This window comes from Propionivibrio sp., assembly GCF_047602565.1.
Classification (GTDB): domain Bacteria; phylum Pseudomonadota; class Gammaproteobacteria; order Burkholderiales; family Rhodocyclaceae; genus Propionivibrio.
Genome location: NZ_JASGGX010000001.1, coordinates 236,572 through 259,685 on the forward strand (window position 1 = coordinate 236,572; position 23,114 = coordinate 259,685).

A 23,114-nucleotide genomic window follows, 5' to 3' on the forward strand; every position below is an offset into this window, starting at 1 on the left:
CATGCCGCGCGAAACCCTCGAAAAGATCCTCGCCCTCGCCCGCTGGGCGCCCAGCGGCGACAACACGCAGCCCTGGCAGTTCGAGATCGTCTCGGATTCGCAGATCGCCATCCACGGCTTCGACACGCGCCGGTACGTCCTCTACGATTTCGACGGGCACGCCAGCCACATGGCGCATGGCGCGCTGCTGGAAACGCTGCGGCTCGCCGCCACGCGCTTCGGCCTGCGCACCGACTGGACGCTCCGCCCCGGCAGTGCGGATGAGGAGCCCGTTTACGACGTCGCGCTTACCCCGGCCGACATAGCCGAGGACCCGCTGGTCCGCCACATCGAATCGCGTTCTGTGCAGCGCCGGCCCATGCGGACGACAGCGCTGAGCCAGACCCAGAAGGACGCCCTGACGGCCGCCGTGGGCGGCGGCTACACACTGCAGTTCTTCGAATCGTTCCAGGACCGGCTCGCCGTCGCCCGCCTGCTCTGGCAGAACGCCGGAATCCGGCTGACCTGTCCGGAGGCCTACCCCGTGCACCGCGACATCATCGAGTGGAACGCGCGCTACAGCGAAGACCGAATTCCCGACCAGGCCGTCGGCGTCGATCCGGCGACCGCCAAGCTCATGCGCTGGGTGATGCAGCGCTGGGAGCGCGTCGATTTTTTCAACCGCTATCTCGGCGGCACGATCGTCCCGCGCGTGCAACTGGATTTCGTCCCCGCGCTCGCCTGCGCGGCGCATGTCCTGATGAAGCCGGCCGTCGCGCCCGCGGCGCTCGCGGACCACGTCCAGGCCGGCATCGCCCTGCAGCGCCTCTGGCTGACCGCGACGTTCCTCGGCCTGCACCTGCAGCCGGAAATGACACCGGTCATCTTTCGCTGGTATGCGCGGACGGGAAAGCGCTTCTCCGCGCTTCCGGCAATATTCAGTCAAACCCGAACGCTCGCAGCACGTTTCGAAACCATCGCGGGAGCCGGGCAGAACGACAGCTTTTCCTTCTTCTGTCGGGTGGGACGTTCACGTTCACCGTTTTCCCGTTCCATTCGCAAGCGCCCGGAGGATATTCAGTTCAGTGACAGTGAATAAGCCTGACAAAAAACCCGCCGAAGCGGGTTTTTTGTCAGGTGCGGATGAACAGAATCAGATCTTGCGGCGACGCAGGGTGCCGATGCCGAGCAGGCCCAGTCCCATCAGGGCAAGCGTTGCAGGCTCAGGAACGCTGTTGAAATCGGTACCGCCATTTTCCGAATTGATCGCCACTATCGTCGCGCCCACACAACCGGCGGTATTGCACTGGATACCTTGGCTCGTGTTGTTGAAGTTGCTGAACGCCAACGAATAGAACGGGACCGGATCGGTAAAGAAGGCCTTGCCCGCGTCGGTCAAAAGGAAATTGGTAGTCACGTTCTCAAAGGCGCCGCCGAGGGAATTGATTCCGGCTAACCCGGCAAGAATCAGATTGGCTGATCCCAGCAGTACGTCGTTCGAGCCGTGATCCGTCACAGTCGGAGCACTCGCGAGGGTGGCGCCCGTGAAGGTGTTGATATTCCCGACTACCCCGTTCCAGATATCAGCATACAGACTCAGGCTGATGGAGGTCACGGCGCACGTGACACCCGGGCTGAGAAGGCTGGCGCAGGTGAAGGTCTGGGAGAACGTTGCGTAGAGTCCATACTGGCTGCCCAGTCCGCTCGCAAGCGACTGAACCGGGTTTCCCGCGAGCGAGAACTGCCCATAGGAAATGTAGCCGCTGGAATCGTAGTTAAAACCGCCAATATTCGTAACCCGCGCCGAGGAGACGCCATTGACGAAATCGGCTTCAAACGGTGCCGACGAAACACCCGAGAGCGAACCGGGGGTTACTTCGAAAACAGGTGCCGCGATAGTGCCACCCGCTCCAACTGCCAACGCCGCGCCCGTAGCGATCGCGAGTAGGTGCTTATTGAAAATTGACATATTGAACTCCTGACTTCAGGGTTGGAGAAACTCGAAGAAGCTCTTCGCACGGTGACATAAGCAATGCATATGCCAGCCTTGAAAAGCAGCCATTAACACCTTGTTTTATAAACGTCTTCAATCCCTGAAAGAACTTCCTACCGCAACTCCCTTCAGCGAGTGTAAAAGAAATCGACATTCTCAAAAGCCGAAGACACGGAAGGTTTCATCAAGCCATACCCTTTGGCAACGCCTGCAATTCTCCTCAGCTCGTACGTGTAAGCTTTTGCTTTTGATACTAGACTGATCGGGAAACAGAAATGCAGAGGAGGTGTACTATGCCCAGCCTGTCCGTGATGAAGGTCCTTGTAAAGGAATTGCTATCGCGACCGCAGGTGATGAGGAGCAATGAGCCCTCTCTGGTCATGGACGATCCGCAACAGGTTCGGGAATACACCCAGGCCGGGCTTGAGGGCGGCGTCATGGCGCCCGTGTATCTTTTCCACTCGGCCCAGATCTGCGAGGCCATACGTCCCGGCGATCGCGTACTCGACCTGGCCTGCGGCCCGGCCAATCAGCTGGCGCAGGTTGCCCGCCTGAATCCGGATTGCGAATTCGTCGGGCTGGACCTCTCGCCGGAAATGTTGCGCAGAGCCAGGGATTTGGCGGTCTCGCAGCAACTATCGAACGTCGCCTTTGCTGAAGGATCGATAACCGATTTGGGGCAATACGGCGATGACAGTTTCGACGCCGTGATGTCGACGATGGCGCTGCATCATCTTCCCGATACCGAGGCGCTGAACCGGACGTACAGCGAAGCCGCCCGAGTCCTGAAACAGGATGGCGGTCTGTACCTGGTGGATTTCGGCCGGCTGAAGCGCAAGGACTCGATCGACTACTTCGCTTACCAATATGAGGATCGCCAACCGCCCTTGTTCACCCTTGACTACCTTCATTCATTGCACGCGGCCTTTGCCCTTGAAGATTTCCGGACGGCCTGCCGGCAGAGTTTCGGGAACCGTGCCAGCGTAATGAGCACCTGGTGCGTGCCGTATATGGTGGTGACCAAGACGCCTCCACGCAGGGAGCTTTCGCCGGAAATCGTTAGGTCCCTGCGCAGCTTGCGGGAAGCATTACCCGCTTACCACAAAACCGACCTGGCGAATATGCTGACGTTTTTCCGCCTGGGAGGCGTATCCAGCAAGGTCCTCGCCTGATTCAGAAGCTGTAGCGCACTTCCGAATAAACCCTGTCCTGCCCGTCGTACCGGCCGAAAAGCCCGAGCCGCGGGCCTTTGAAGACATCGGCGCCGACCGCCAGCCGCCAGTTCCGTTCGAAATTCCAGGTGATCCTCGGGCGAAGCAGCCAGTCGGTCCGGTTCAGGCTGGAAATCCACAGCGTCTGGGCTTCCAGCTTGTCGGTGAATTTGTGGCTGAGCAGCAGGCTGTAGCCGTTCTCGCGCGCGTCGGCGATCAGGTCGGAATCGTGGGAAAAGTACTGCCGCTGGAAAAACTGGACGTTGAAACGGGTATCCGCCGGCAGGCTGAAATCGAGGCCGAGCGCCCAGTCCAGGGTGTTCTGCGGAACGACGCCGTTGCTGTCCGAGGCGCGCAGGACGGTGAACTGGCGGCCATGCGTATAGACCATTTCGCCCTTCAGGACGACCTCCCCGAAATCCTTGGCCACGGTGCCGCCGTACTGCTGGATACGGTCATGCTTGGCGCGGTAGATGTAGGTGTCGGGAACGCTTGCGGCGTCGCGGTAGAAGGTCGGCGACACGTCCATGCTGCTGTAGGCGAAGCCTGAGACGTCCCAGCCGTTGGCCAGCGTCGACAGGCGGATGCCGTAGTTGGAATTTTCCAGCGTCCTGGACGGAATGTCCTCGTTCCGATAGACGACGTTCACGCCGGGCGGCTGAATCTGCCACGGGTAGAATTCGGCGCCCGGCTTGCCGATCAGGTCGTAGCTGGCGACCGGAATCCACAGGAATTCGGCGTGGAAATCGTCGTTGAAATACTCCGCCCGGGCCGCCCATTGGGGAATGCGCATCATGTCGAATTCCGGCAGGATGAATTCGCGCATGTCCCTGGCCGACACGACATCGGCGAAGAACAGGCCGACCATCTCGCCCCACACCACGTTTTGCTTGCCGAGGCGGAAATCCCAGTTGCCCGCGCCGACGTCGAGATAGTTCTCGCGCAGGTAGACGTTGAAGCGCTGGTCCCGCTCGACGCGGCCGGGATAGTCGTCGTAGAGGCTATACACGGCGTCGTAATCGACGCGCGCGCCGAGCTTCCACTTGATTCCGTTGCCCAGGTTGCCGCTGCCGGAGAAATCGGCGCGCGTGATCATCTTCGACCAGTGCGCAGGCGATTCCGTGGTCCGCGCCATCTCGAACTGGAGGAAGCCCTTGATCCCGTTGCCGCCGGATGACGGCGCGCCCTGCTTGGGCGCATCCTTGAACGGATCGTCATCGTCGCCGAACAGCACATCCCGGCTTTCCCCCGCGCCGGCCGCATCCGCCGCCAGAAGGACGGACGGCCAGCAGGCGCCCAGCATGACGCCGAAGCAGGCCGACAAGGCCGTGGCGATTCCACTTTTCTCTGCGTTTTCCGGTCGCATGGGTTCTCCTTATTCCTCCCGGGTGCCCTTCGCCGCCACGGATCTGCCCTTGCGCTGGCGCACCAGCGACCATTTGGCGTCCGAGCGGACTCCGAGAATGCTGATCTGGCCGTCCTCGACGCGGACCAGCCGGTCCGCCTTGGCGATGACACGCTTGTCGTGCGTTGAAAAAATGAACGTCGTGTTGAACGCCCGGTTGATCTGCTTCATCAGGCTCAGTATCTCCTCGCCCGTCTTGTGGTCGAGGTTGGCGGTGGGTTCGTCCGCGAGCACGATCGAGGGGAGGATCGCCAGGGCGCGCGCGATCGCCACGCGCTGCCGCTGCCCGCCGCTCAGCTGGTTCGGCCGGTGCTCGGCGTACCGGGACAAGCCGACGATGTCCAGAAAGTAATCGACGCGCTTCTTGCGTTCCTTGGGCGACACGTCCTTGCGCTGCAGCAGGGGATATTCGACGTTTTCGGCCGCGGACAGGACGGGCAGCAGGTTGAAGGTCTGGAAGATGAAGCCGATGGTGCGGTTGCGCAGGTCGGCCAGCTCGTCCGGCGTCTTCCCGCTGATGTCCATGTCGTTGATGTAGATCTTGCCGCTCGTCGGCACGTCGATGCAGCCGATGAGGTTGAGCAGCGTGGTTTTGCCGCTGCCGGACGGGCCGGCGATGGCCAGGAACACGCCGGGCTCGAACGCCAGCGTGATGTCCTTGAGGGCTTGGACTTTCTGATCGCCGAGCAGATAATCCTTGTATACGTGTTCGATGCGGACGACGCTCATCAGCAAACTCTCTCCCGACATTGCCTGAGTTGTCGGCGCAAAGGGGAAAAACCATGCAAATCATGACGATCCGGCATAAATGTGTCAAGGCTGCGCTGGCGCTTGCCTCGCTCCTGTGCCTCGCGGCGTCCGCCCAGGAAGCCGCCCCGGAGAAGCCTTCCGCTCCCGCCGACGATCCGGCCGCGCGCAGCATCGTCGAGAAGGCCGACCTGGTTCGTTTTCCCGCGGAAGGCTTCCAGGTGGACGTGCGCATCGCCACCTCCAAGTCCGGAGAGGACCCGGAATTGCGCCGGTACCGCGTGCTGTCCAAGGGCAACAGCAATACCGTGGTGATGGTCACCGAACCGGCCTCGGAACGCGGCCAGATCATCCTGATGAAAGGCCGCGACCTGTGGGTGTTCATGCCGGACGTGTCGCAGCCGATCCGCATCGCGCTGTCCCAGCGGCTGACCGGGCAGGTCGCCAACGGCGACCTGGCGCGCGCGAATTTCGCCGGCGACTACAACGCGCGCCTGCTGCGCACCGAAACCATCGGTGCCGAGACCTACAACGTGCTCGAACTGAACGCCATCGACCGGGGCGTGACCTATCAGAAAGTCGTCTACTGGGTTAATCAGAAGAACAACTGGCCGTTCAAGGCCGAGTTCTATTCGCTGTCCAACCGCCTGCTGAAGACCTGCAAATACGAGAACTACCAGACGATGGAGGGCCGGCAGCGCCCGACGCGGCTGGTCATGGAGGACGCCATGCGCAGCGGCGAGCAGTCGGTGCTCGAATACGGCAACATGAAGCTGCGCGACCTGCCGGACAAGGTGTTCACCAAGGACTACCTGAAGAAGCTGGATTAACGCCGGAAAAACGCAGCGGACGCTTCAAGACCGTGAAGCGTTCCTGACCAGCGGGCCGATGGCGTCGAGCAGCCCCTGGCCGGCCGCCTCGCACAGATCGAGCACCCGCTCGAAGCCCTCCGCGCCGCCGTAATAGGGGTCGGGAATCTCCTCCTCGCCGGCGTCCCTGGCGAACGCCATGAAAAGTCCCAGCTTGCCGTGGAATTCGGCGGGGCACACGCGGCGCATGAATTCCAGATTCTGGCGGTCCATCGCCAGGAGCCGGTCGAACCGGGCGAAATCCCCGCCGTTCAGCCGCCGGGCGCGCAGGCCGTCGAGATCGTAGGCGCGCCGCGCCGCCGCCTTGCGCATGCGCGAGTCCGGCCGCTCTCCTTCGTGGTAGGCGTGCGTGCCGGCCGAGTCGAGCTCCAGGAAGCGGGACAAGCCCGCCTTGCCGGCCAGGCTCCTGACCACGGTCTCGGCCGCGGGCGAGCGGCATATGTTGCCCATGCACACGAACAGTACGCGATACAAGTTCGAAACTCCGTCGATGAATAAAAAAACACGGCGGGCATTGTAGCCCGCCGCGCCGTTTTTGCCGCCGCTTGCGCGCGGAGGCGGCTGCTCAGACTTTGTACGCCTTCAAGGCCGTCTCGATTTCCCGGCTGATTTCGGTCAGGCGATGGACCGCCTCGGCGGTACTGCCCGCCGCGGCCGTATTGCGCTCGGTCATCTGGGCGATCTGCTCGATGCGCTGCGATATCGAGGTGCTCGCCGCGCTCTGTTCCCGCACGGCTTCCGAGATCTCCTCCACCGCGCCGACCACCGTACCCGACCCGGCCTTGATCTCGCCGATCGACCGCCCCGCTTCCTGCGCGTTCTGCACGCCGGCCTCCACCTCCCGCACGGCGGCGGCCATCGTGTCAACGGCCTGCTTGGCGCTGCCTTGCATCTGGGCGAGCAGCGTCGATATCTCCTGCGTCAACTTCGACGTGCGTTCAGCCAGCTTGCGCACTTCGTCGGCTACCACGGCGAAGCCCCGGCCCTGCTCGCCGGCCCGCGCGGCCTCGATCGCCGCGTTCAGCGCCAGCAGGTTGGTCTGGTCGGCGATTTCCTTGATGATGTTGGCCACCGAGGAAATGCTCTCGCTGTCGTGGCGCAGCGCATCGATCCGGTCGGACGCCTCGCGCACCGAATCCGAGATCGTCTGGATGCCGCTGACCGTGTTGAGGATGACTTCCGCACCCTGGTCGGCCTTGGCCCGCGATTCCTGCGTATGCACGCTGGCATCCTGCGCCTGGGTGGCGACCATGGAGATGCTGACGGTCAGCTCTTCGATCGCGGCCGCCATGCCTGAGGAGGCATCGCTCTGCTGCTGCGAGTTTTCCGCGATCTCCCTGGACGTCTGGTCCACTTCGGTCGTGATGGCGGCCATGCGCGCGGCGACCGTCTGGATGTCGGAAAAACTGCTGCGCAGCTTGGCCAGGAGTTCGTTGTAAACCTGCAGCGTGGCGCCGACCTCGTCGCGGGAATTCACTCTGAACGACTCGGTGAAATCGAGTTCGCTGGCCGTGCGCATGATCGCCCTTTGCATCTCTCCGAGCGGTTTCGTGATCGACTTGCCGAGCATGAAGCCCATCACGCCGATGAGCGCCACGCCGATCACCGCCGCCGTGAGCGTGATCGTCAGCGTCCGGGTGAAGGCTTCGGAGGCGTCCTGGGCGACGGAGTTGACGTTGCCGGTGTTGATCTTCACCAGCGCGTCGAACGACTTGGACAAGCGCTCGTGCAGCGGGCCGATGTCCCGCTGGATCATTTCCAGCGCCGTCTGGACTTCGCCCATGCTCGTCAGGGCGTTGATCTGCTTGATGCGCGTCACGAATGAAATGAGGCTGAGCTTGGCTTCGTCGAGCGCCTGCTTTTCCGCTTCGTTGGTGACGTTCTCGCCGTACGCCGTGATCTGCTTGATCAATGCGTCGTTGCCCTGCTCCAGTTCCTTCTCCAGGGCCGTGCCGCGTTCGGCTTCGGTCGTCGTCGCGCGGTTGTAAAGCTGCGGGATCAGCGCCAGGTAGGTGGCGCGCATGTCGCTGACGCGCAGCAAGGCTGGAACGGATCTGTCGGCGATTTCGACCATGTTCGAGTTGACGGTCTTCAACCCGTACAGGCCGAAACAGGAAACCATGGCCGACGCCGCCATCGCGATTCCAACCAGCAACCAGATTTTTCTGCTTATCAGCATGTTGTCCCCATCCCTTCAAAAGCCCGCCGCTCAAATGAGAGCCGAGCGAATCGACACGCAAAAAAAATGTAAAACACTATGAATCGTGACGGCGATTGGAGGTTGAGTCAACAATCAGCGCGCCCGAAACGCACTGCTTCGGCAGAAAATCCGACGAGCGGGGACGCTGGCCGGATCGGCGCGGCGGCGGAGGCGATGCTTACTGCGCCTCGTCGATCCACGCCTGCTGCACGGCTTCGAGGATTTTTTCGCCGCAATGCCGGGGATCGTCGTCGAAGCCCGGCAGATCCATGATCCAGCGCGCCAGGTCGACGAAATTCACCCTGGTCGGATCGACGTCCGGGTGCGTTTCAGCGAGTTCGATGGCGATGTCGTTGATGTCGGTCCATTTCATCGCTTGCCCTCCTTGGCCATATTGATCGAATAACGAGGGATTTCGATGACCAGCGGCGTATCGCCGACGATGGCCTGGCAGGACAGCCGGGAATTGGGTTCAAGCCCCCACGCCTTGTCGAGCAGATCGTCTTCCTCCTCCTCGGAAGGAGGCAGCGATTCGAATCCTTCGCGCACGACGACGTGGCAGGTCGTGCAGGCGCAGGACATTTCGCAGGCGTGCTCGATGTAGATCTCGTTGTCGATCAGGTTCTGGCAGATGGACACGCCTTCCTTGGCTTCGATGACCGCCCCTTCCGGGCAAATTTCGAGGTGCGGCAATACGATGATCTGCGTCATGCGTGTTCTCCCGTTTTTGCCGCCGCGGCGTCCGGGGCGGCGAGGTCGTCGATCCGTTTTCCGGTCATGGCCTGGCGGATCTTCTTGTCCATGCGGCGGGCGGCGAATTCGCGCGTTTCGGCTTCGAGGTCGTTCATCGCCTGGGCGATCTGGCGGCGGTCCTCGCCCAGCGCCGCCGCCTGCAGGCGGGCCACCGCGGTTTCGATCGACGCGTGCTGCGCGTCCGTCAGCAGATCGCGGTCGCTCCGGGTGGCCGACTGGACGGCCTCGATCAGGCGCTGCGCCTCGACCTGCGCTTCCTTGAGCGCGCGCCGCAAGGCGTCGTCCTTCGAGTGGCTCATGGAGTCCTTGAGCATGTTGGCGATCTCGTCGTCCGACAGGCCGTAGGACGGCTTGACCACGATGCTGGCCTCCACGCCGGAGGTCTGCTCGCGGGCGGTCACCGCCAGCAGGCCGTCGGCGTCAACCTGGAAGGTCACCCGTATCCGCGCCGCGCCGGCCACCATCGGCGGAATGCCGCGCAGCTCGAAGCGCGCCAGCGAACGGCAGTCGGTCACCAGCTCGCGCTCGCCCTGCACCACGTGCACCGCCATTGCCGTCTGTCCGTCGCGGAAGGTGGTGAATTCCTGGGCGCGCGCCACCGGGATCGTCGAGTTGCGCGGGATCAGCTTCTCCACCAGGCCGCCCATCGTCTCGAGGCCCAGGGACAGCGGGATGACGTCGAGCAGCAGCCAGTCGTCCCCGGCGTTGCGGTTGCCGGCCAGCAGGTTGGCCTGCGTCGCCGCGCCGAGCGCCACCACCTTGTCGGGATCGAGGTTGTTCAGCGGCTCGCGCTGGAAAAACTCGCCCACGGCGCGCTGGATCTGCGGCATGCGCGTGGCGCCGCCGACCATCACCACGCCCTTGACGTCCGCGACCGCCAGCCCCGCGTCGCGCAAGGCTTTCCTGATCGGCTGGATGGTCTTGGCCACCAGCGTGCGGGTGATTTCGGTGAACACTTCGGTGGTCAGGCGGAGGTCGACCAGTTCGCCGCTGCGCAGGCGCGCGTTGATCGGCGCCACGCCGTGGTTGGTCAGGTATTCCTTGGCTTCGCGCGCGCACGTCAGCAGCAGGCGCGCGTCCTCGGCGGACAGCGGATTGAGCTTGGCCGCCTCGAGAATCCAGCAGAAGATGCGCTGGTCGAAATCATCGCCGCCCAGCGCGGAGTCGCCGCCCGTAGACAGGACTTCGAAAACGCCGCGCGACAGGCGCAGGATGGAAATGTCGAAGGTGCCGCCACCCAGGTCATAGACGGCGTAGACGCCTTCCGCGGCGTTGTCCAGGCCGTAGGCGATCGCCGCGGCCGTCGGTTCGTTGAGCAGGCGCAGGACGGACAGGCCGGCCAGGCGGGCCGCATCCTTGGTCGCCTGGCGCTGCGCATCGTCGAAATACGCCGGCACGGTGATCACCGCCCCGACCAGTTCGCCGCCGAGCGACTGTTCCGCGCGCTCGCGCAGGGCGCGCAGGATTTCCGCGGAGACCTCGACGGGGCTTTTCACGCCGGCCGCCGTTTCCAGCCGCACCATTCCCGGCGCGTCCTGGAACTCGTAGGGCATGCTCTCGCGGTGGGCGATGTCCTTGATGCCGCGTCCCATGAAACGCTTGACGGAGACGATGGTGTTGCGCGGATCGCGCGTCTGTTCCGCCTGCGCCTCATATCCGACCCACGCTGTCCCGTCCGGCCGGTAGCGCACGACCGACGGCAGCAGGGGCCGGCCGAGCTCGTCGCCGAGCACCACCGCCAGGCCGCTGCGCACGGTGGCGACGAGCGAGTTGGTGGTCCCGAGATCGATGCCGACCGCCAGCCGGTGCTGGTGCGGCGCCGCCGATTCGCCGGGTTCGGCTATTTGCAGAAGGGCCATGAAATTCCTGTTTCCTCAGTACTCGTTCCGTTGATGGATTACCCGCGCCACGGCGGCGAACCGCCGGCGGATCGTGCCGCACGCGCGGCGAAGTCGTCGATGTTCGGGGCGTTCGGCGGACGGAATCACGCTTCGAGGGCGGCCATTCCGTCGTCGATTTCGGCCAGCAGCTTTTCGAGGAACATCAGCCGCCGCACGCGGTCTGCCGCCGTCACGTAGTCGCGCCGGTCGTCGAGCAGTTCGGCAAGCTGGTCGTAGCGCTTGTTCATGCGCTGCTTGACACGGTGGTGCAGCTGCTCCAGTTCGGTGACTTCGCGCCCCTGCCGCGCCTCGGCGACCGCCTCGCGCCACTCCATCTGTTCCATCAGGAACTCGGGCGGCATGGCCGTGTTGTTTTCCTTGTCCACGCCCTGCCCCGCCAGGTCGAGCAGGTACTGCGCGCGGGACAGCGGATTCCTCAAGGTCTGGTAGGCCTCGTTGACCCGCGTGGCCCACTGCAGCGAGACGCGGCGCTCGGATTCCCCGGCATGCGCGAAACGGTCCGGATGCACGCGCGCCTGCAGTTCCCTGAAACGCTTGTCCAGCGCCCGCGGATCGATCCGGAAGGCCGGGGGCAGGCCGAAAAGCGCGAAATGATCGGAGCCGAAATCGATGTCGTCCAGCGCAGAAGCCACGTCACCGCCCTTTCACAGAGACCGCCGGGTCCGCATGCGTCCACGTCACACGCTGAAACTCTCGCCGCAGCCGCAGGCATCCTTGACATTGGGGTTGTTGAACTTGAAGCCCTCGCTCAAGCCTTCGCGAGTGTAATCCAGTTCGGTGCCGTCAAGATACGGCAAACTCTTGGGATCGACCAGCACCTTGACGCCGTGCGATTCGAACTCGATGTCGTCCGGCGCCGCCGTGTCGGCGAACTCCAGTTTGTACGCCACGCCCGAACAGCCGCTGGTGCGCACGCCCAGGCGCAGGCCGATCCCCTTGCCGCGTTTCTGCAGGTATCTCGCCACGTGCCTGGCTGCGTTCTCGGTCAGCGTCACCGCCATTTGCACATCTCCTCTTTTCAGACTTTCCCCGGGCCCGGCGCTCACGCGCCGCCCTGTTTCTTCCGGTAATCGGCGACGGCCGCCTTGATGGCGTCCTCGGCCAGGATCGAGCAATGGATCTTGACCGGCGGCAGCGCCAGTTCCTCGGCGATCTGGGTGTTCTTGATCTCCAGCGCCTGATCCAGCGTCTTGCCCTTGACCCATTCGGTCACCAGCGACGACGAGGCGATGGCCGAACCGCAGCCGTAGGTCTTGAACTTGGCGTCCTCGATCACACCGTCCCGGCCGACCTTGATCTGCAGTTTCATCACGTCGCCGCACGCCGGCGCGCCGACCATGCCCGTCGCCACGCCCGACTCATCCTTGCCGAATGAACCCACGTTGCGCGGATTCTCGTAATGATCCAGCACTTTCTCGCTATATGCCATTGCCTGCTCCTGTCTAACCAATCAATGCGCCGCCCACTGAACCGTGTTCAGGTCGACGCCGTTCTGCACCATTTCCCACAGCGGGGACAGTTCGCGCAGCTTGCCGATCTTTTCGTGCAGCAGTTTCACCGCGAAATCGATTTCCTCTTCCGTATTGAAACGCCCGATCGTGAAACGGATCGAGCTGTGCGCCAGCTCGTCGTCGCGGCCGAGCGCGCGCAGCACGTAGGACGGTTCGAGCGAGGCCGAGGTGCACGCCGACCCCGACGAAACCGCCAGGTCCTTGACGGCCATCAGCATCGATTCGCCCTCGACGTAGGCGAAGCTGACGTTTAAGTTATGCGGGACGCGATGCTCCAGGTCGCCGTTGACATAGACATGGTCGATGTCCGAAACGCCCCTGAGCAGCCGGTCGCGCAGCGCGCCGATGCGCTTGTTCTCCACGGCCATTTCCTCGCGCGCGAGGCGGAAGGCCTCGCCCATGCCGACGATCTGATGCGTCGCCAGCGTGCCGGAACGGAAGCCGCGTTCGTGCCCGCCGCCGTGCATCTGCGCTTCGAGCCGGACGCGCGGCTTGCGCCGGATGTACAGCGCGCCGATGCCTTTCGGCCCGTAGGTCTTGTGCGCCGAAAAGCTCATCAGGTCGACCTTCAGCGCGGCCAGGTCGATTTCCACCTTGCCGGTGGCCTGCGCCGCGTCGACATGGAAGATGACGCCCTTGTCGCGGCAGATCTCGCCGATTTCCGCGATCGGCTGGATGACGCCGATCTCGTTGTTCACGAACATCACCGAAACCAGGATGGTGTCCGGCCGCAGCGCCGCCTTGAACGCCTCCAGGTCGATCAGGCCGTTTTCCAGCACGTCGAGGTAGGTCACCTCGAACCCCTGCCGTTCCAGTTCGCGGCAGGTGTCCAGCACGGCCTTGTGCTCGGTCTTGACGGTGATGATGTGCTTGCCCTTGCCCGAATAGAAATTCGCCGCGCCCTTGATGGCCAGGTTGTCGGATTCCGTCGCGCCCGACGTCCACACGATCTCCTTGGGGTCGGCATTGACCAGGCGGGCGACTTCCTCGCGCGCTTCCTCCACCGCCGCTTCGGCTTCCCAGCCGAAGGAATGCGAACGCGACGCCGCGTTGCCGAATTTCTCGACGAGGTACGGAATCATCTTTTCCGCCACGCGCGGGTCGACCGGCGTGGTTGCCGAATAATCCAGGTAGATCGGCAGTTTCAGCATTTTCCTAGCTCCATTTCAAAAAATTGTTTCAGACCGCCAAGGCCGTCAATTGCTGCAATTTCGTCGTCGTGCCGCGCAACGCGGCGAGAAAGGCATCGACCTGCGCGGGCGTATTGTCCCCGCCGAGGCTGGCCCGCACCGCGCCGCGCGCCACGTCGTCGGCCACGCCCATGGCCTTGAGCACGTGCGACGGCTCCGGATTGGCGCTCGAACACGCGGCGCCGCTGGCCAGCGCGTAGCCGGCGCGATCCAGGTGCGCGACCAGGGTTTCGCCGTCGAACCCCGCGAGCGCGAAATACACCGTGTTCGGCAGGCGCTGCGCGCCGCCGCCGAAAAGCGTCGCGCCCATGCCGCGCAGACCGTCTTCCAGCCGTTCGCGCAAGGCGGTCAGCCGCAGCGCGCGTTCGGCCAGCCGCTGCGTCGCCAGTTCGCATGCCGCGCCGAAGCCGACGATCGCCGCGACGTTTTCCGTGCCCGAACGCAGCCCGCGTTCATGTCCGCCGCCGGCGATCAGCGGGTCGAGCTCGATCCGCTTGTCCAGCACCAGCGCGCCCGCGCCCTTCGGGCCGCCCAGCTTGTGCGCCGACAGGGTCAGCGCATGCACGCCGCGGGCGTTCAGCGCGCGGAAATCGACGGCGATCTTGCCCAGCGCCTGCACGCCGTCGGTATGGAAGAACGCCCCGGATTCGGCGGCCGCCTCGGCCAGCGCCCCGACGTCCTGCAACACCCCGGTCTCGTTGTTGGCCAGCATCACCGACACCAGTTTCGGCCGCAGCGACAAGGTGTGCCGATACGCCGCCCGGTCGATGCGCCCTTCGCCGTCGACCGCCAGCTTGTGCAGTTGCCAGCCGCGCCGCGCGAGCTGTTCCGCCGGCTTGATCACGCACGGATGCTCGACCGCGCTGACGGCCAGCGCGCCAGGCTTCAGGAAAGCCGCCGCGCCCTTGAGGAACAGGTTGTTCGCCTCCGAGCCGCCGCTGGTGAACACCACCTCGGTGGCATGCGCGCCGGCCGCCGCGGCAACCCGTTCGCGCGCTTCGTCGATCGCCTTGCGCGCCGCCCGGCCGTATTCGTGCCGGCTGGAGGCATTGCCGAACTGCGTGGAAAACCACGGCAGCATCGCCTCCAGCACCGCGGGATCGACCGGCGTCGTCGCGTTGTGATCGAAATAGACCAATGCCGCCATCTTCTTCTCAGGCCACCGCCGGCAACGCCCCGCCGCGCGCCCGCGCACCGGGACGGCGCGCGTCCTTGAGCAGGGAAATCTCGGCGCCGGGCTTGTTCAGATGCTTCTCCACCAGGTCGGACAGGGTCACCGACTCCAGGTATTCGTACATCTTGAGATTCAGCGTCGCCCACAGGTCGTGGGTCAGACAGCGCTCCTCGTCCTTGCAGTTCTCGCGGCCGCCGCATTGCGTCGCGTCCAGCGCCTCGTCCACGGCGCGCACGATGTCGGCCACGGAAATCCGGCTCATCGGCCGCGCCAGGCAATAGCCGCCGCCGGGGCCGCGCACGCTGTCGACCAGCTTGTGCCGCCGCAGCTTGCCGAACAGCTGTTCGAGATACGAAAGGGATATCTTCTGCCGGTCGCTGATACCGGCCAGGGTCACCGGCCCGGCGCCGCCGTTCAGCGCCAGATCGGTCATTGCAGTGACGGCGAAACGCCCTTTAGTCGTCAGTCGCATGGTGCCTCCGGTGTGTCCGTTAATACCTGATTAGTTTTGTCGAACCATCGACAAGTTCCCGCGATCAGTCAACAATTCTGCCCAGGTACTTCGGATCGAACTTGTCCGCCGTGGCCAGCTCGTCCTCGACGCTGACGCCGCTGGATTCGAGCTTCTTGATCAGCGCCTCGATGCGCCGGTCGGTTTCCACGGCATGATCGAGCAGGCCGTGGATGGCCTTGGCCAGCGGATCGTCCTGGCTGGACGACAGGGCGTACGCCGAAAAGCCCATCTGGCCGGCCTTTTCCTCGCGTCGCTGCGCCTGCTCGCCGTCGATGATGCGGGCCGGATTGCCGACCGCCGTGGTTCCCGGCGGCACGCTCTTCACGACGACGGCATTGGAGCCGACCTTGGCGTTGGCGCCCACCGTGATCGGCCCGAGCACCTTGGCCCCGGCGCCGACGACCACGCCGTTTTCCAGCGTCGGATGGCGCTTGCCCTTGTTCCACGAGGTGCCGCCGAGCGTGACGCCGTGGTACAGGGTCACGTCGTCGCCGATCACCGCCGTTTCGCCGATCACCACGCCCATGCCGTGGTCGATGAAGAAGCGGCGGCCGATGGTGGCGCCGGGATGGATTTCGATGCCGGTGAAGAAGCGGGCCAGGTGCGAAACGAAGCGGCCGAGCCAGCGGAACCGGCGGGTCCAGAACCCGTGCGCGATGCGGTGCATGAGCACCGCATGCAGGCCGGGGTAACAGGTCAGCACTTCCCACGAGGTTCGGGCAGCAGGATCACGCTCGAATACCGAGCTGATATCTTCTCGCAGGCGGCTGAACATGGAAGCGGTTTTCCGGTTTGGATAAACGGTGAATTTTAGAATACCCGAGTGCTTCTATCAAGATTTTCCGGGCGTGTCCGTGGCAACGTGTTTTTCGACGGCGTCGAGAATCCCGCGCAGGATGTTGATTTCATCGCGTTCGAGCGCGGCCCGCCCGTAAAGGCGGCGGATTTTCGACATCAGCCGCCTGGGCTGGTTCGGGTCGAGGAAGCCGGTGCGGACCATCACCCGCTCCAGGTGCGCGTAGAAACGCTCGATGTCGTCGCCGGTGGCCGGCGGCGAGCTGAACGGCACGGTCCGGGTCACTTCCGCCGGGCGCCCGCCGTACGCCGCCAGCCGCAATTCGTAGCACAGCAGTTGCACCGCAGCGCCGAGATTGAGCGAGGCGTATTCCGGGTTGGCCGGGATGAAGACGGTGCGCTGGCAGCGCAGGACGTCGTCGTTCGACAGGCCGGCGGTTTCGTTGCCGAATACCAGCGCCGCGTCGCCCGCGCCGGCCTCGGCCTTGGCCAGGATCAGCGGCGCCGCCTCCCTGGCCTGCAGGCGTTCCGGCCCCAGGTTGCGGTGCCTGGCGGAAAGCGCCACCGCGAAGACGGTGCCGGTCAGCGCCTCGTCGAGCGTCGTGCAGACGACTACGTCGGCGAGCACGTCGTCGGCGCCCGCCGCCCGCGCCACGGCCTCGGGATCGGGAAACCTTTTGGGATTGACCAGGTACAGGCGGGACAGGCCCATGGTTTTCATGGCCCGTGCGGCGGCGCCGACGTTGCCCGGATGGCTGGGGTTGGACAGCACGATGCGCACCCTGGACAGCGCATCTTGCGGGGCGCCGGGCAGCGTCGGTAAAGACGGGGAAGGCCGGTTCATATTAAAATCCGCGGTTCCATAAACGAAACGGGCGAACCGGAATCCTCCGTCCGCCCGCCGGACTCTTTAAAAGACACGCCATGCATCCAGCACTGAACATCATGGTCAAGGCCGCGCGCCGCGCCAGCCAGATCATCAACCGCGCCGCGCAAGACGTCGAGCACCTGCGCATCACCCCGAAGAAATACAACAACGATTTCGTCACCGAGGTGGACAAGGCGGCCGAAGCGGCGATCATCGAGATCCTGCGCGAGGCGTATCCCGACTACGGGATTCTAGCAGAAGAGTCCGGCCTAGCCGACGCCGGCGAAGGCGGCAAGGACTACCAGTGGGTCGTCGATCCGCTCGACGGCACCACCAACTTCATCCACGGCTTCCCGCAATACGCCGTGTCGATCGCCCTGACCTACAAGGGCCAGCCGAACCAGGCGGTAGTCTACGATGTCGTACGCAACGAGATGTTTACCGCCAGCAAGGGCGGCGGCGCGTACCTGAACGAACGGCGCATCCGCGTCACCAAGTGCGACCGCATGGAGCAGGCGCTGCTCGGCACCGGCTTTCCGTTCCGCAACTTCGAGCACGCCGACGCCTACCTCGGCGTATTCAAGGATCTGGCCAAGCGCACCGCCGGCATCCGCCGCGCCGGCTCGGCCGCGCTCGACCTCGCCTACGTCGCCTGCGGACGCTTCGACGGTTTCTGGGAATTCGGCGTGCTGCCCTGGGACGTCGCCGCCGGCTGCCTGCTCATCACGGAAGCCGGCGGACTGGTCAGCGATCTCGCCGGCGGCGACAGCCACCTGAAGACCGGCAATCTGGTCGGCGGGACGCCGAAGATCTTTTCGCAGATGCTGCAAGTGATCGACGGCCACCGCACGCCGACGCTGCAGGCATAGCACGGAGGGCCCACCATGGCCGCTCATCCCCTCGCACCCGGCGACGCGCTGGTGATCGTCGACGTGCAGAACGACTTCCTGCCCGGCGGACGCCTGGCGGTACCGCGCGGCGACGAGGTCATCGCGCCGCTCAACCGGTGGATCGAGCGGTTCGCGGCGGCCGGCCTGCCCATATACGCCACCCGCGACTGGCACCCCGCCGACCACTGTTCGTTCGCCGCCCAGGGCGGCCCCTGGCCGCCGCACTGCGTGGCCGAGACGCCGGGCGCGGCCTTCGCCGACGCGCTGCGGCTGCCCTCCGGCGCGACGGTGATCAGCAAGGCCGCGCGCCCGGAGGCCGACGCCTATTCGGGCTTCGCCGGCACCGACCTGCATGAACGGCTGCGGCAGGCCGGCGCGCACCGCCTGTTCGTCGGCGGACTGGCGACCGATTATTGCGTGCTGAATACCGTGAAGGACGCGCTCGGCCTCGGCTACGGCGTCGCTCTGCTGACCGCCGCCATCCGCGCGGTCGACGTCCAGCCTGGCGACGGCGACCGCGCCCGCGCGGAAATGCTCGCCGCCGGCGCCGTGGCCATGGAGGAGTGATCTTGAGTCCGACCCGCGAAAGCGTTCTGCTCACCGACCTGTACCAGCTGACCATGCTGCAGGCGTATTTCGACAAGGCAATGAACGCCACGGCGGTGTTCGAGTTCTTCGTGCGCAAGCTGCCGGGCAACCGCAATTTCCTGCTCGCCGCCGGGTTGGAACAGGTGCTCGATTACCTCGAAGGCCTGCGGTTCACCCCGGAGGAACTCGACTGGCTGCGCGCGAGCGGCCGCTTCAGCCCGGCCTTCGTCGACTCGCTGGCCGACCTGCGCTTCACCGGCGACGTGTGGGCCATGCCCGAGGGCACGCCCTTCTTCGCCGACGAGCCGATCCTGCGCGTCACCGCGCCGCTGCGCGAGGCGCAACTGGCCGAGACGCGCATCATCAACCTGCTGCAGTACGAGACGCTGATCGCCACCAAGGCGGCGCGCGTGCGCCAGGCGGCGCCGGACCGGCATCTGGTCGATTTCGGCCTGCGCCGCGCCCATGGCGACGAGGCCGGCCTGCTCTCGGCGCGCACCAGCTACCTGGCCGGTTTCGACGGCTCGTCGAACGTGCTGGCCGGCATGCGCTGGAACATTCCGCTCTTCGGCACCATGGCGCACTCGTTCATCCAGGCGCATGACGGCGAATTCGCGGCGTTCGAGGACTTCGCGCGTTCGCATCCGCGCGCCAACACCCTGCTCATCGACACCTACGACACCGAAGCCGCCGCGCGCGGACTCGCACCGCTCGCCCGCAAGCTCGCCGCCGACGGGATCGCCATCCAGGGGGTGCGCATCGACAGCGGCGACCTCGGCCAGCGCGCCGCCGACGTGCGCGCCATTCTCGACGCCGACGGCCTGCGCGACATCCGCATCTTCGTCAGCGGCAACCTCGACGAATATTCGGTGCAGGCGCTGCTGGCGGCCGGCGCTCCGATCGACGGCTTCGGCGTCGGCACGCGCATGAACACGTCCAACGACTGCCCCTACCTCGAATGCGCCTACAAGCTCCAGGAATACGCCGGCGCGGCGCGGCGCAAGCGCTCCGAGGGCAAGGCCAGTTGGCCGGGGCGCAAGCAGGTGTTTCGCCGCTTCGACGCCGACTGGCGGATGGCCGGCGACACGCTCGCCCTCGCAGACGACGACCTGCCCGGCACGCCGCTCCTGGAATGCGTCATGCGCGGCGGCCAGCGCACCGGCCCGAGTCCGGCGCTGACTACGGTCCGCGACTACGCGCGCGCGCAGATGGCGCGGATGCCGGAGACCTGGCGCAAGCTGGAGACGGGCGTGCCGTACCCGGTGGAAGTCGCGCCGACGCTGCAGGCGTTGGCGCGGCAGGTCGATTCGCGCCCGGTCTGACGAAGACGGCGGGCGCCCCGCGCGCACGTCACGCCCCTTTCTGGTACGTGCCGATCAACTGCGCCTCGGCGAGGACGTGCCCCCGCATCGCCTGTTCGAGCGCCTTCTTGTCCGGGCTGCCCAGATCCGGCAGCGCCACGTCGAGCGCGTACAGCTTGTGGAAATAGCGATGCCGGCCGATCGGCGGGCACGGCCCGCCGTAGCCGGCACGCTTCCAGTCGTTCAGCCCCTCCCGTGTCCCCGCCGGCAGTTCCCGCACGGCTTCCGCCAGCTCGGAACCGGCGACCGGCAGGTTGTACAGCACCCAGTGCACCCAGGTCATGCGCGGCGCCGCCGGATCGGGCGCGTCGGGATCGTCGACGATCAGCACCAGGCTGGCGGCGCCGTCCGGCACGCCGCTCCACGCCAGCGGCGGCGAGACGTTGCGGCCTTCGCAGGTGTATAGCCGGGGAATCGCGCCGTCGGGCGCGAATGCGCTTGAAGTCAGTTGCATGGCGTTCCTCCTGTCTCCATGGTCGTCATCCAGCATAGACGCTCCCGTCCGGACCGGCCAGGCTGGTAATATCCATCCCTTCGCTTCCGGCGCCATCCCCGCACGACCGCACATGCAGACAGATCAGACCATCGCCCTGGAAAACCATACTCCCATGATGCAGCAATATCTGCGCCTGAAAGCGCAGCATCCCGGCCTGCTGCTGTTCTACCGGATGGGCGATTTCTACGAGACCTTCTATCAGGACGCCGAGAAGGCGGCCCGCCTGCTCGACATCACCCTGACCACGCGCGGCCAGAGCGCCGGCGTGCCGATCAAGATGGCCGGCGTGCCGCATCATGCGCTCGAACAGTACCTCGCGCGCCTGGTCAAGCTCGGCGAATCGGCGGTGATCTGCGAACAGGTCGGCGACCCGGCGGCGAGCAAGGGGCCGGTCGAACGCGCCGTCTCACGCATCGTCACGCCGGGCACGCTGACCGACGCGGCGCTGCTCGACGACAAGCGCGACGCCCTGCTGCTGGCGCTGGCCCCGGCGCGCCAGCACGTCGGCCTGGCGTGGCTGAATCTGGCCAGCGGCGAGTTCCGCGTCTGCGAAATCCCGCCGGAAAAGCTGGCGGCGACCCTGGAACGCATCCGCCCGGCCGAAATCGTCGTGCCGGACGGCCTCGAACTGCCTTTCTCGCCCGAGGCGGCGCTCACCCGCCGGCCGGACTGGCATTTCGACGGCGAAGCGGCGGCGCGCGAACTCTGCGCGCACTTCAAGACCGCCTCGCTGGCCGGCTTCGGCGCCGACGGGCTGCACCCCGCCATCGCCGCCGCCGGCGCGCTGCTGCGCTACGCGCAGGCCACGCAGACGCGCGCCCTGCCGCACGTGCAGGCGCTGATCGTCGAGCGCGACGGCGCCTACCTCGGCCTCGACACCGCCACCCGGCGCAACCTGGAACTGACCGAGACGCTGCGCGGACAGCCGGCGCCGACGCTGTTCAGCCTGCTCGACGCCTGCGTCACCTCGATGGGCTCGCGCGCGCTGCGCCACGCGCTGCATCATCCGCTGCGCGATCCGGCGCTGCCCGCGGCGCGCCACGCCGCCGTGGAGACGCTGATCGGCGACGGCGGCCGGACGCTGCGCGAGGTGCGCCAGGCGCTGCGCGGCTTCGCCGACATCGAGCGCATCGCCGGCCGCATCGCGCTGTTCAGCGCCCGGCCGCGCGATCTCTCCAGCCTGCGCGACAGCCTGCACCGGCTGGCCGAACTGCGCGCGCCGCTGGCCGACGCGCCGGCGCCGCTGCTGCGGGAACTGCTGGCCGAACTGGCGACGCCGGAGGCCGCGCTCGATCTTTTGTCCCGCGCCATCCTGCCGGAGCCGTCTACGCTGCTGCGCGAAGGCGGCGTCATCGCAACCGGCTACGACGCCGAGCTCGACGAACTGCGCGGCATCAACGACAACTGCGGCGCCTACCTCGTCGAACTGGAGGCGCGCGAACGCGAACGCACCGGCATCGCCAGCCTGAAGGTCGAGTACAACCGCGTGCACGGCTTCTACATCGAGATCACCCATGCCAACGCGGCCAAGGTGCCGGACGACTACCGGCGCCGCCAGACCCTGAAGAACGCCGAACGCTACATCACCCCGGAACTGAAGTCCTTCGAGGACAAGGCGCTGTCCGCGCAGGACCGCGCGCTGGCGCGCGAGAAGGTGCTCTACGACGCCGTGCTGACGGGCCTGCAGGCCGACCTCCCGGCCCTGCAGGCGATCGCCCGCGCCGTCGCGCACGCCGACCTGCTCGCCGCCTTCGCCGAGGTCGCGCTCGCGCGCAACTACTGCCGCCCGCGGTTTTCCACCGAGCCCGGTCTGCTGATCGAGGGCGGCCGCCACCCGGTGGTCGAGAACGAACTCGCCGGCGGCGAGACCTTCATCGCCAACGACACCAGACTGGGCGATGGCCGCCGCCTGCTGCTGATCACCGGCCCGAACATGGGCGGCAAATCGACCTACATGCGCCAGACGGCGCTGATCGCGCTGATGGCGCACGTCGGCAGCTTCGTGCCGGCCGCGCGCGCGGTGCTCGGCCCGCTCGACCAGATCTTCACCCGCATCGGCGCGGCCGACGACCTGGCGTCCGGGCGCTCGACCTTCATGGTGGAAATGACTGAATCGGCCGCCATCCTGCACCACGCCACGGCCAACAGCCTGGTGCTGATGGACGAGGTCGGGCGCGGCACCTCGACCTTCGACGGCATGGCGCTGGCCTTCGCCATCTGCCGCCACCTCGTCGAGAAGAACCGCGCGCTGACGCTGTTCGCCACCCACTATTTCGAGCTGACGCTGCTCGCCAACGAATATCCCGAACTCGCCAACGTGCACCTCGACGCGGTCGAGCACGGCGAGAAGATCGTCTTCCTGCACGCCGTCGAGGACGGGCCGGCCAACCAGAGCTACGGCATCCAGGTCGCCGCGCTGGCCGGCATCCCGGCCTCGGTGGTCAAGGCGGCCAAGCGCCAGTTGCGGGAATTCGAGCAGCGCGCGTCGATCAATCCCCTGCAGCCCGACCTGTTCGCGGCAGTTCCCGACCGCCCCGAACCGGCCAATCCCGAACCGCACCCGGCGCTCGAACGCCTGGCCGCCATCGATCCCGACGAACTGACGCCGAAACAGGCGCTCGACGCTCTCTTCGAGCTGAAGTCGCTGGCCCGATAAGCACCGTATGGCC

Annotated in this window: 24 protein-coding genes; 7 read left to right on the forward strand and 17 right to left on the reverse strand. The window is 65.7% G+C overall.

What is annotated here, in order from left to right; genetic code table 11:
• The first annotated feature begins 1 nt into the window (after position 1).
• Positions 2 to 1,078, forward strand: a complete 1,077-nt coding sequence (locus QM701_RS01075; protein WP_415165263.1) for a nitroreductase family protein — start codon at positions 2 to 4, stop codon at positions 1,076 to 1,078.
• 54 nt (positions 1,079 to 1,132) lie between these two features.
• Here the strand turns inward: QM701_RS01075 and pepA are convergent, their stop codons facing one another.
• Entirely contained in the window at positions 1,133 to 1,948 is an 816-nt protein-coding gene (gene pepA / locus QM701_RS01080) for a flocculation-associated PEP-CTERM protein PepA (RefSeq protein WP_415165264.1), read from the reverse strand.
• Positions 1,949 to 2,265: 317 nt separating this feature from the next.
• Here pepA and QM701_RS01085 point away from each other — a divergent pair, with 317 nt between their 5' ends.
• Positions 2,266 to 3,144 (forward strand): class I SAM-dependent methyltransferase, encoded by an 879-nt coding sequence (locus QM701_RS01085; protein ID WP_415165265.1) that lies wholly within the window; start codon positions 2,266 to 2,268, stop codon positions 3,142 to 3,144.
• Position 3,145: 1 nt separating this feature from the next.
• Here the strand turns inward: QM701_RS01085 and QM701_RS01090 are convergent, their stop codons facing one another.
• Positions 3,146 to 4,549 (reverse strand): DUF1302 family protein, encoded by a 1,404-nt coding sequence (locus QM701_RS01090; protein WP_415165266.1) that lies wholly within the window; start codon positions 4,547 to 4,549, stop codon positions 3,146 to 3,148.
• A 9-nt stretch (positions 4,550 to 4,558) separates the two neighbouring features.
• Positions 4,559 to 5,317, reverse strand: a complete 759-nt coding sequence (locus QM701_RS01095; RefSeq protein WP_415165267.1) for an ABC transporter ATP-binding protein — start codon at positions 5,315 to 5,317, stop codon at positions 4,559 to 4,561.
• A gap of 53 nt (positions 5,318 to 5,370) precedes the next feature.
• Here QM701_RS01095 and QM701_RS01100 point away from each other — a divergent pair, with 53 nt between their 5' ends.
• A complete protein-coding gene (locus QM701_RS01100; RefSeq protein ID WP_415165268.1) occupies positions 5,371 to 6,165 on the forward strand; it encodes an outer membrane lipoprotein-sorting protein in 795 nt (264 codons plus the stop codon).
• Positions 6,166 to 6,189: 24 nt separating this feature from the next.
• Here the strand turns inward: QM701_RS01100 and QM701_RS01105 are convergent, their stop codons facing one another.
• The 13 genes from QM701_RS01105 to QM701_RS01165 form a co-directional block, all read right to left on the reverse strand.
• Positions 6,190 to 6,678, reverse strand: a complete 489-nt coding sequence (locus QM701_RS01105; protein ID WP_415165269.1) for a low molecular weight protein-tyrosine-phosphatase — start codon at positions 6,676 to 6,678, stop codon at positions 6,190 to 6,192.
• A gap of 91 nt (positions 6,679 to 6,769) precedes the next feature.
• Entirely contained in the window at positions 6,770 to 8,383 is a 1,614-nt protein-coding gene (locus tag QM701_RS01110; RefSeq protein ID WP_415165270.1) for a methyl-accepting chemotaxis protein, read from the reverse strand.
• Positions 8,384 to 8,582: 199 nt separating this feature from the next.
• On the reverse strand, positions 8,583 to 8,777 hold the full coding sequence (iscX, locus tag QM701_RS01115; RefSeq protein ID WP_415165271.1) for a Fe-S cluster assembly protein IscX: 195 nt from the start codon (positions 8,775 to 8,777) through the stop codon (positions 8,583 to 8,585).
• Complete coding sequence (gene fdx, locus QM701_RS01120) at positions 8,774 to 9,115, reverse strand: ISC system 2Fe-2S type ferredoxin (protein WP_415165272.1); 342 nt, start codon at positions 9,113 to 9,115, stop codon at positions 8,774 to 8,776. The genes iscX and fdx overlap by 4 nt, the downstream gene beginning before the upstream one ends.
• The gene (gene hscA / locus QM701_RS01125) at positions 9,112 to 11,016 is read right to left on the reverse strand and encodes a Fe-S protein assembly chaperone HscA (protein WP_415165273.1); all 1,905 of its coding nucleotides are present in this window, start codon (positions 11,014 to 11,016) and stop codon (positions 9,112 to 9,114) included. Before hscA ends, fdx begins: the two co-directional genes overlap by 4 nt.
• Before the next feature lie 125 nt (positions 11,017 to 11,141).
• Positions 11,142 to 11,690, reverse strand: a complete 549-nt coding sequence (gene hscB / locus QM701_RS01130; protein WP_415165274.1) for a Fe-S protein assembly co-chaperone HscB — start codon at positions 11,688 to 11,690, stop codon at positions 11,142 to 11,144.
• Positions 11,691 to 11,735: 45 nt separating this feature from the next.
• Entirely contained in the window at positions 11,736 to 12,059 is a 324-nt protein-coding gene (gene iscA, locus QM701_RS01135) for an iron-sulfur cluster assembly protein IscA (RefSeq protein ID WP_415165275.1), read from the reverse strand.
• A 41-nt stretch (positions 12,060 to 12,100) separates the two neighbouring features.
• A complete protein-coding gene (iscU, locus tag QM701_RS01140) occupies positions 12,101 to 12,487 on the reverse strand; it encodes a Fe-S cluster assembly scaffold IscU (RefSeq protein ID WP_415165276.1) in 387 nt (128 codons plus the stop codon).
• Between the two features lie 21 nt (positions 12,488 to 12,508).
• Positions 12,509 to 13,717 (reverse strand): IscS subfamily cysteine desulfurase, encoded by a 1,209-nt coding sequence (locus QM701_RS01145; protein ID WP_415169325.1) that lies wholly within the window; start codon positions 13,715 to 13,717, stop codon positions 12,509 to 12,511.
• Between the two features lie 31 nt (positions 13,718 to 13,748).
• A complete protein-coding gene (locus QM701_RS01150) occupies positions 13,749 to 14,906 on the reverse strand; it encodes a cysteine desulfurase family protein (protein WP_415165277.1) in 1,158 nt (385 codons plus the stop codon).
• Positions 14,907 to 14,913: 7 nt separating this feature from the next.
• Positions 14,914 to 15,405 carry a Fe-S cluster assembly transcriptional regulator IscR gene (gene iscR, locus QM701_RS01155; RefSeq protein WP_415165278.1) on the reverse strand — a complete coding sequence of 164 codons (492 nt, stop codon included), beginning with the start codon at positions 15,403 to 15,405 and terminating at the stop codon, positions 14,914 to 14,916.
• A gap of 64 nt (positions 15,406 to 15,469) precedes the next feature.
• Positions 15,470 to 16,222 (reverse strand): serine O-acetyltransferase, encoded by a 753-nt coding sequence (gene cysE / locus QM701_RS01160; protein ID WP_415165279.1) that lies wholly within the window; start codon positions 16,220 to 16,222, stop codon positions 15,470 to 15,472.
• 57 nt (positions 16,223 to 16,279) lie between these two features.
• The gene (locus QM701_RS01165; protein ID WP_415165280.1) at positions 16,280 to 17,086 is read right to left on the reverse strand and encodes an RNA methyltransferase; all 807 of its coding nucleotides are present in this window, start codon (positions 17,084 to 17,086) and stop codon (positions 16,280 to 16,282) included.
• Between the two features lie 80 nt (positions 17,087 to 17,166).
• Here QM701_RS01165 and QM701_RS01170 point away from each other — a divergent pair, with 80 nt between their 5' ends.
• The 3 genes from QM701_RS01170 to QM701_RS01180 are packed head-to-tail and all read left to right on the forward strand — an operon-like array spanning position 17,167 to position 19,910.
• Entirely contained in the window at positions 17,167 to 17,979 is an 813-nt protein-coding gene (locus QM701_RS01170; protein WP_415165281.1) for an inositol monophosphatase family protein, read from the forward strand.
• 15 nt (positions 17,980 to 17,994) lie between these two features.
• Positions 17,995 to 18,567, forward strand: a complete 573-nt coding sequence (locus QM701_RS01175) for an isochorismatase family protein (RefSeq protein WP_415165282.1) — start codon at positions 17,995 to 17,997, stop codon at positions 18,565 to 18,567.
• Positions 18,564 to 19,910, forward strand: a complete 1,347-nt coding sequence (locus tag QM701_RS01180; RefSeq protein WP_415165283.1) for a nicotinate phosphoribosyltransferase — start codon at positions 18,564 to 18,566, stop codon at positions 19,908 to 19,910. Before QM701_RS01175 ends, QM701_RS01180 begins: the two co-directional genes overlap by 4 nt.
• Positions 19,911 to 19,938: 28 nt before the next feature.
• Here QM701_RS01180 and QM701_RS01185 read toward each other — a convergent pair whose 3' ends face one another.
• On the reverse strand, positions 19,939 to 20,403 hold the full coding sequence (locus QM701_RS01185; RefSeq protein ID WP_415165284.1) for a YbhB/YbcL family Raf kinase inhibitor-like protein: 465 nt from the start codon (positions 20,401 to 20,403) through the stop codon (positions 19,939 to 19,941).
• A 112-nt stretch (positions 20,404 to 20,515) separates the two neighbouring features.
• Between QM701_RS01185 and mutS the strand changes: the two genes are divergently transcribed.
• Complete coding sequence (gene mutS, locus QM701_RS01190; RefSeq protein WP_415165285.1) at positions 20,516 to 23,101, forward strand: DNA mismatch repair protein MutS; 2,586 nt, start codon at positions 20,516 to 20,518, stop codon at positions 23,099 to 23,101.
• Positions 23,102 to 23,114 lie beyond the last annotated feature (13 nt).

Bases quoted from the DNA above. Each gene is read 5' to 3' on its own strand.
- QM701_RS01185 (WP_415165284.1), bottom strand. From the start codon at position 20,403: ATGCAACTGACTTCAAGCGCATTCGCGCCCGACGGCGCGATTCCCCGG.
- hscA (WP_415165273.1), bottom strand. From the start codon at position 11,016: ATGGCCCTTCTGCAAATAGCCGAACCCGGCGAATCGGCGGCGCCGCAC.
- QM701_RS01175 (WP_415165282.1), top strand. From the start codon at position 17,995: ATGGCCGCTCATCCCCTCGCACCCGGCGACGCGCTGGTGATCGTCGAC.
- iscX (WP_415165271.1), bottom strand. From the start codon at position 8,777: ATGAAATGGACCGACATCAACGACATCGCCATCGAACTCGCTGAAACG.
- pepA (WP_415165264.1), bottom strand. From the start codon at position 1,948: ATGTCAATTTTCAATAAGCACCTACTCGCGATCGCTACGGGCGCGGCG.
- QM701_RS01150 (WP_415165277.1), bottom strand. From the start codon at position 14,906: ATGGCGGCATTGGTCTATTTCGATCACAACGCGACGACGCCGGTCGAT.
- QM701_RS01090 (WP_415165266.1), bottom strand. From the start codon at position 4,549: ATGCGACCGGAAAACGCAGAGAAAAGTGGAATCGCCACGGCCTTGTCG.
- QM701_RS01165 (WP_415165280.1), bottom strand. From the start codon at position 17,086: ATGAACCGGCCTTCCCCGTCTTTACCGACGCTGCCCGGCGCCCCGCAA.
- QM701_RS01170 (WP_415165281.1), top strand. From the start codon at position 17,167: ATGCATCCAGCACTGAACATCATGGTCAAGGCCGCGCGCCGCGCCAGC.
- mutS (WP_415165285.1), top strand. From the start codon at position 20,516: ATGCAGACAGATCAGACCATCGCCCTGGAAAACCATACTCCCATGATG.
- QM701_RS01075 (WP_415165263.1), top strand. From the start codon at position 2: ATGCCGCGCGAAACCCTCGAAAAGATCCTCGCCCTCGCCCGCTGGGCG.
- iscR (WP_415165278.1), bottom strand. From the start codon at position 15,405: ATGCGACTGACGACTAAAGGGCGTTTCGCCGTCACTGCAATGACCGAT.
- QM701_RS01085 (WP_415165265.1), top strand. From the start codon at position 2,266: ATGCCCAGCCTGTCCGTGATGAAGGTCCTTGTAAAGGAATTGCTATCG.
- iscU (WP_415165276.1), bottom strand. From the start codon at position 12,487: ATGGCATATAGCGAGAAAGTGCTGGATCATTACGAGAATCCGCGCAAC.
- QM701_RS01100 (WP_415165268.1), top strand. From the start codon at position 5,371: ATGCAAATCATGACGATCCGGCATAAATGTGTCAAGGCTGCGCTGGCG.
- iscA (WP_415165275.1), bottom strand. From the start codon at position 12,059: ATGGCGGTGACGCTGACCGAGAACGCAGCCAGGCACGTGGCGAGATAC.
- cysE (WP_415165279.1), bottom strand. From the start codon at position 16,222: ATGTTCAGCCGCCTGCGAGAAGATATCAGCTCGGTATTCGAGCGTGAT.
- QM701_RS01095 (WP_415165267.1), bottom strand. From the start codon at position 5,317: ATGAGCGTCGTCCGCATCGAACACGTATACAAGGATTATCTGCTCGGC.
- QM701_RS01110 (WP_415165270.1), bottom strand. From the start codon at position 8,383: ATGCTGATAAGCAGAAAAATCTGGTTGCTGGTTGGAATCGCGATGGCG.
- fdx (WP_415165272.1), bottom strand. From the start codon at position 9,115: ATGACGCAGATCATCGTATTGCCGCACCTCGAAATTTGCCCGGAAGGG.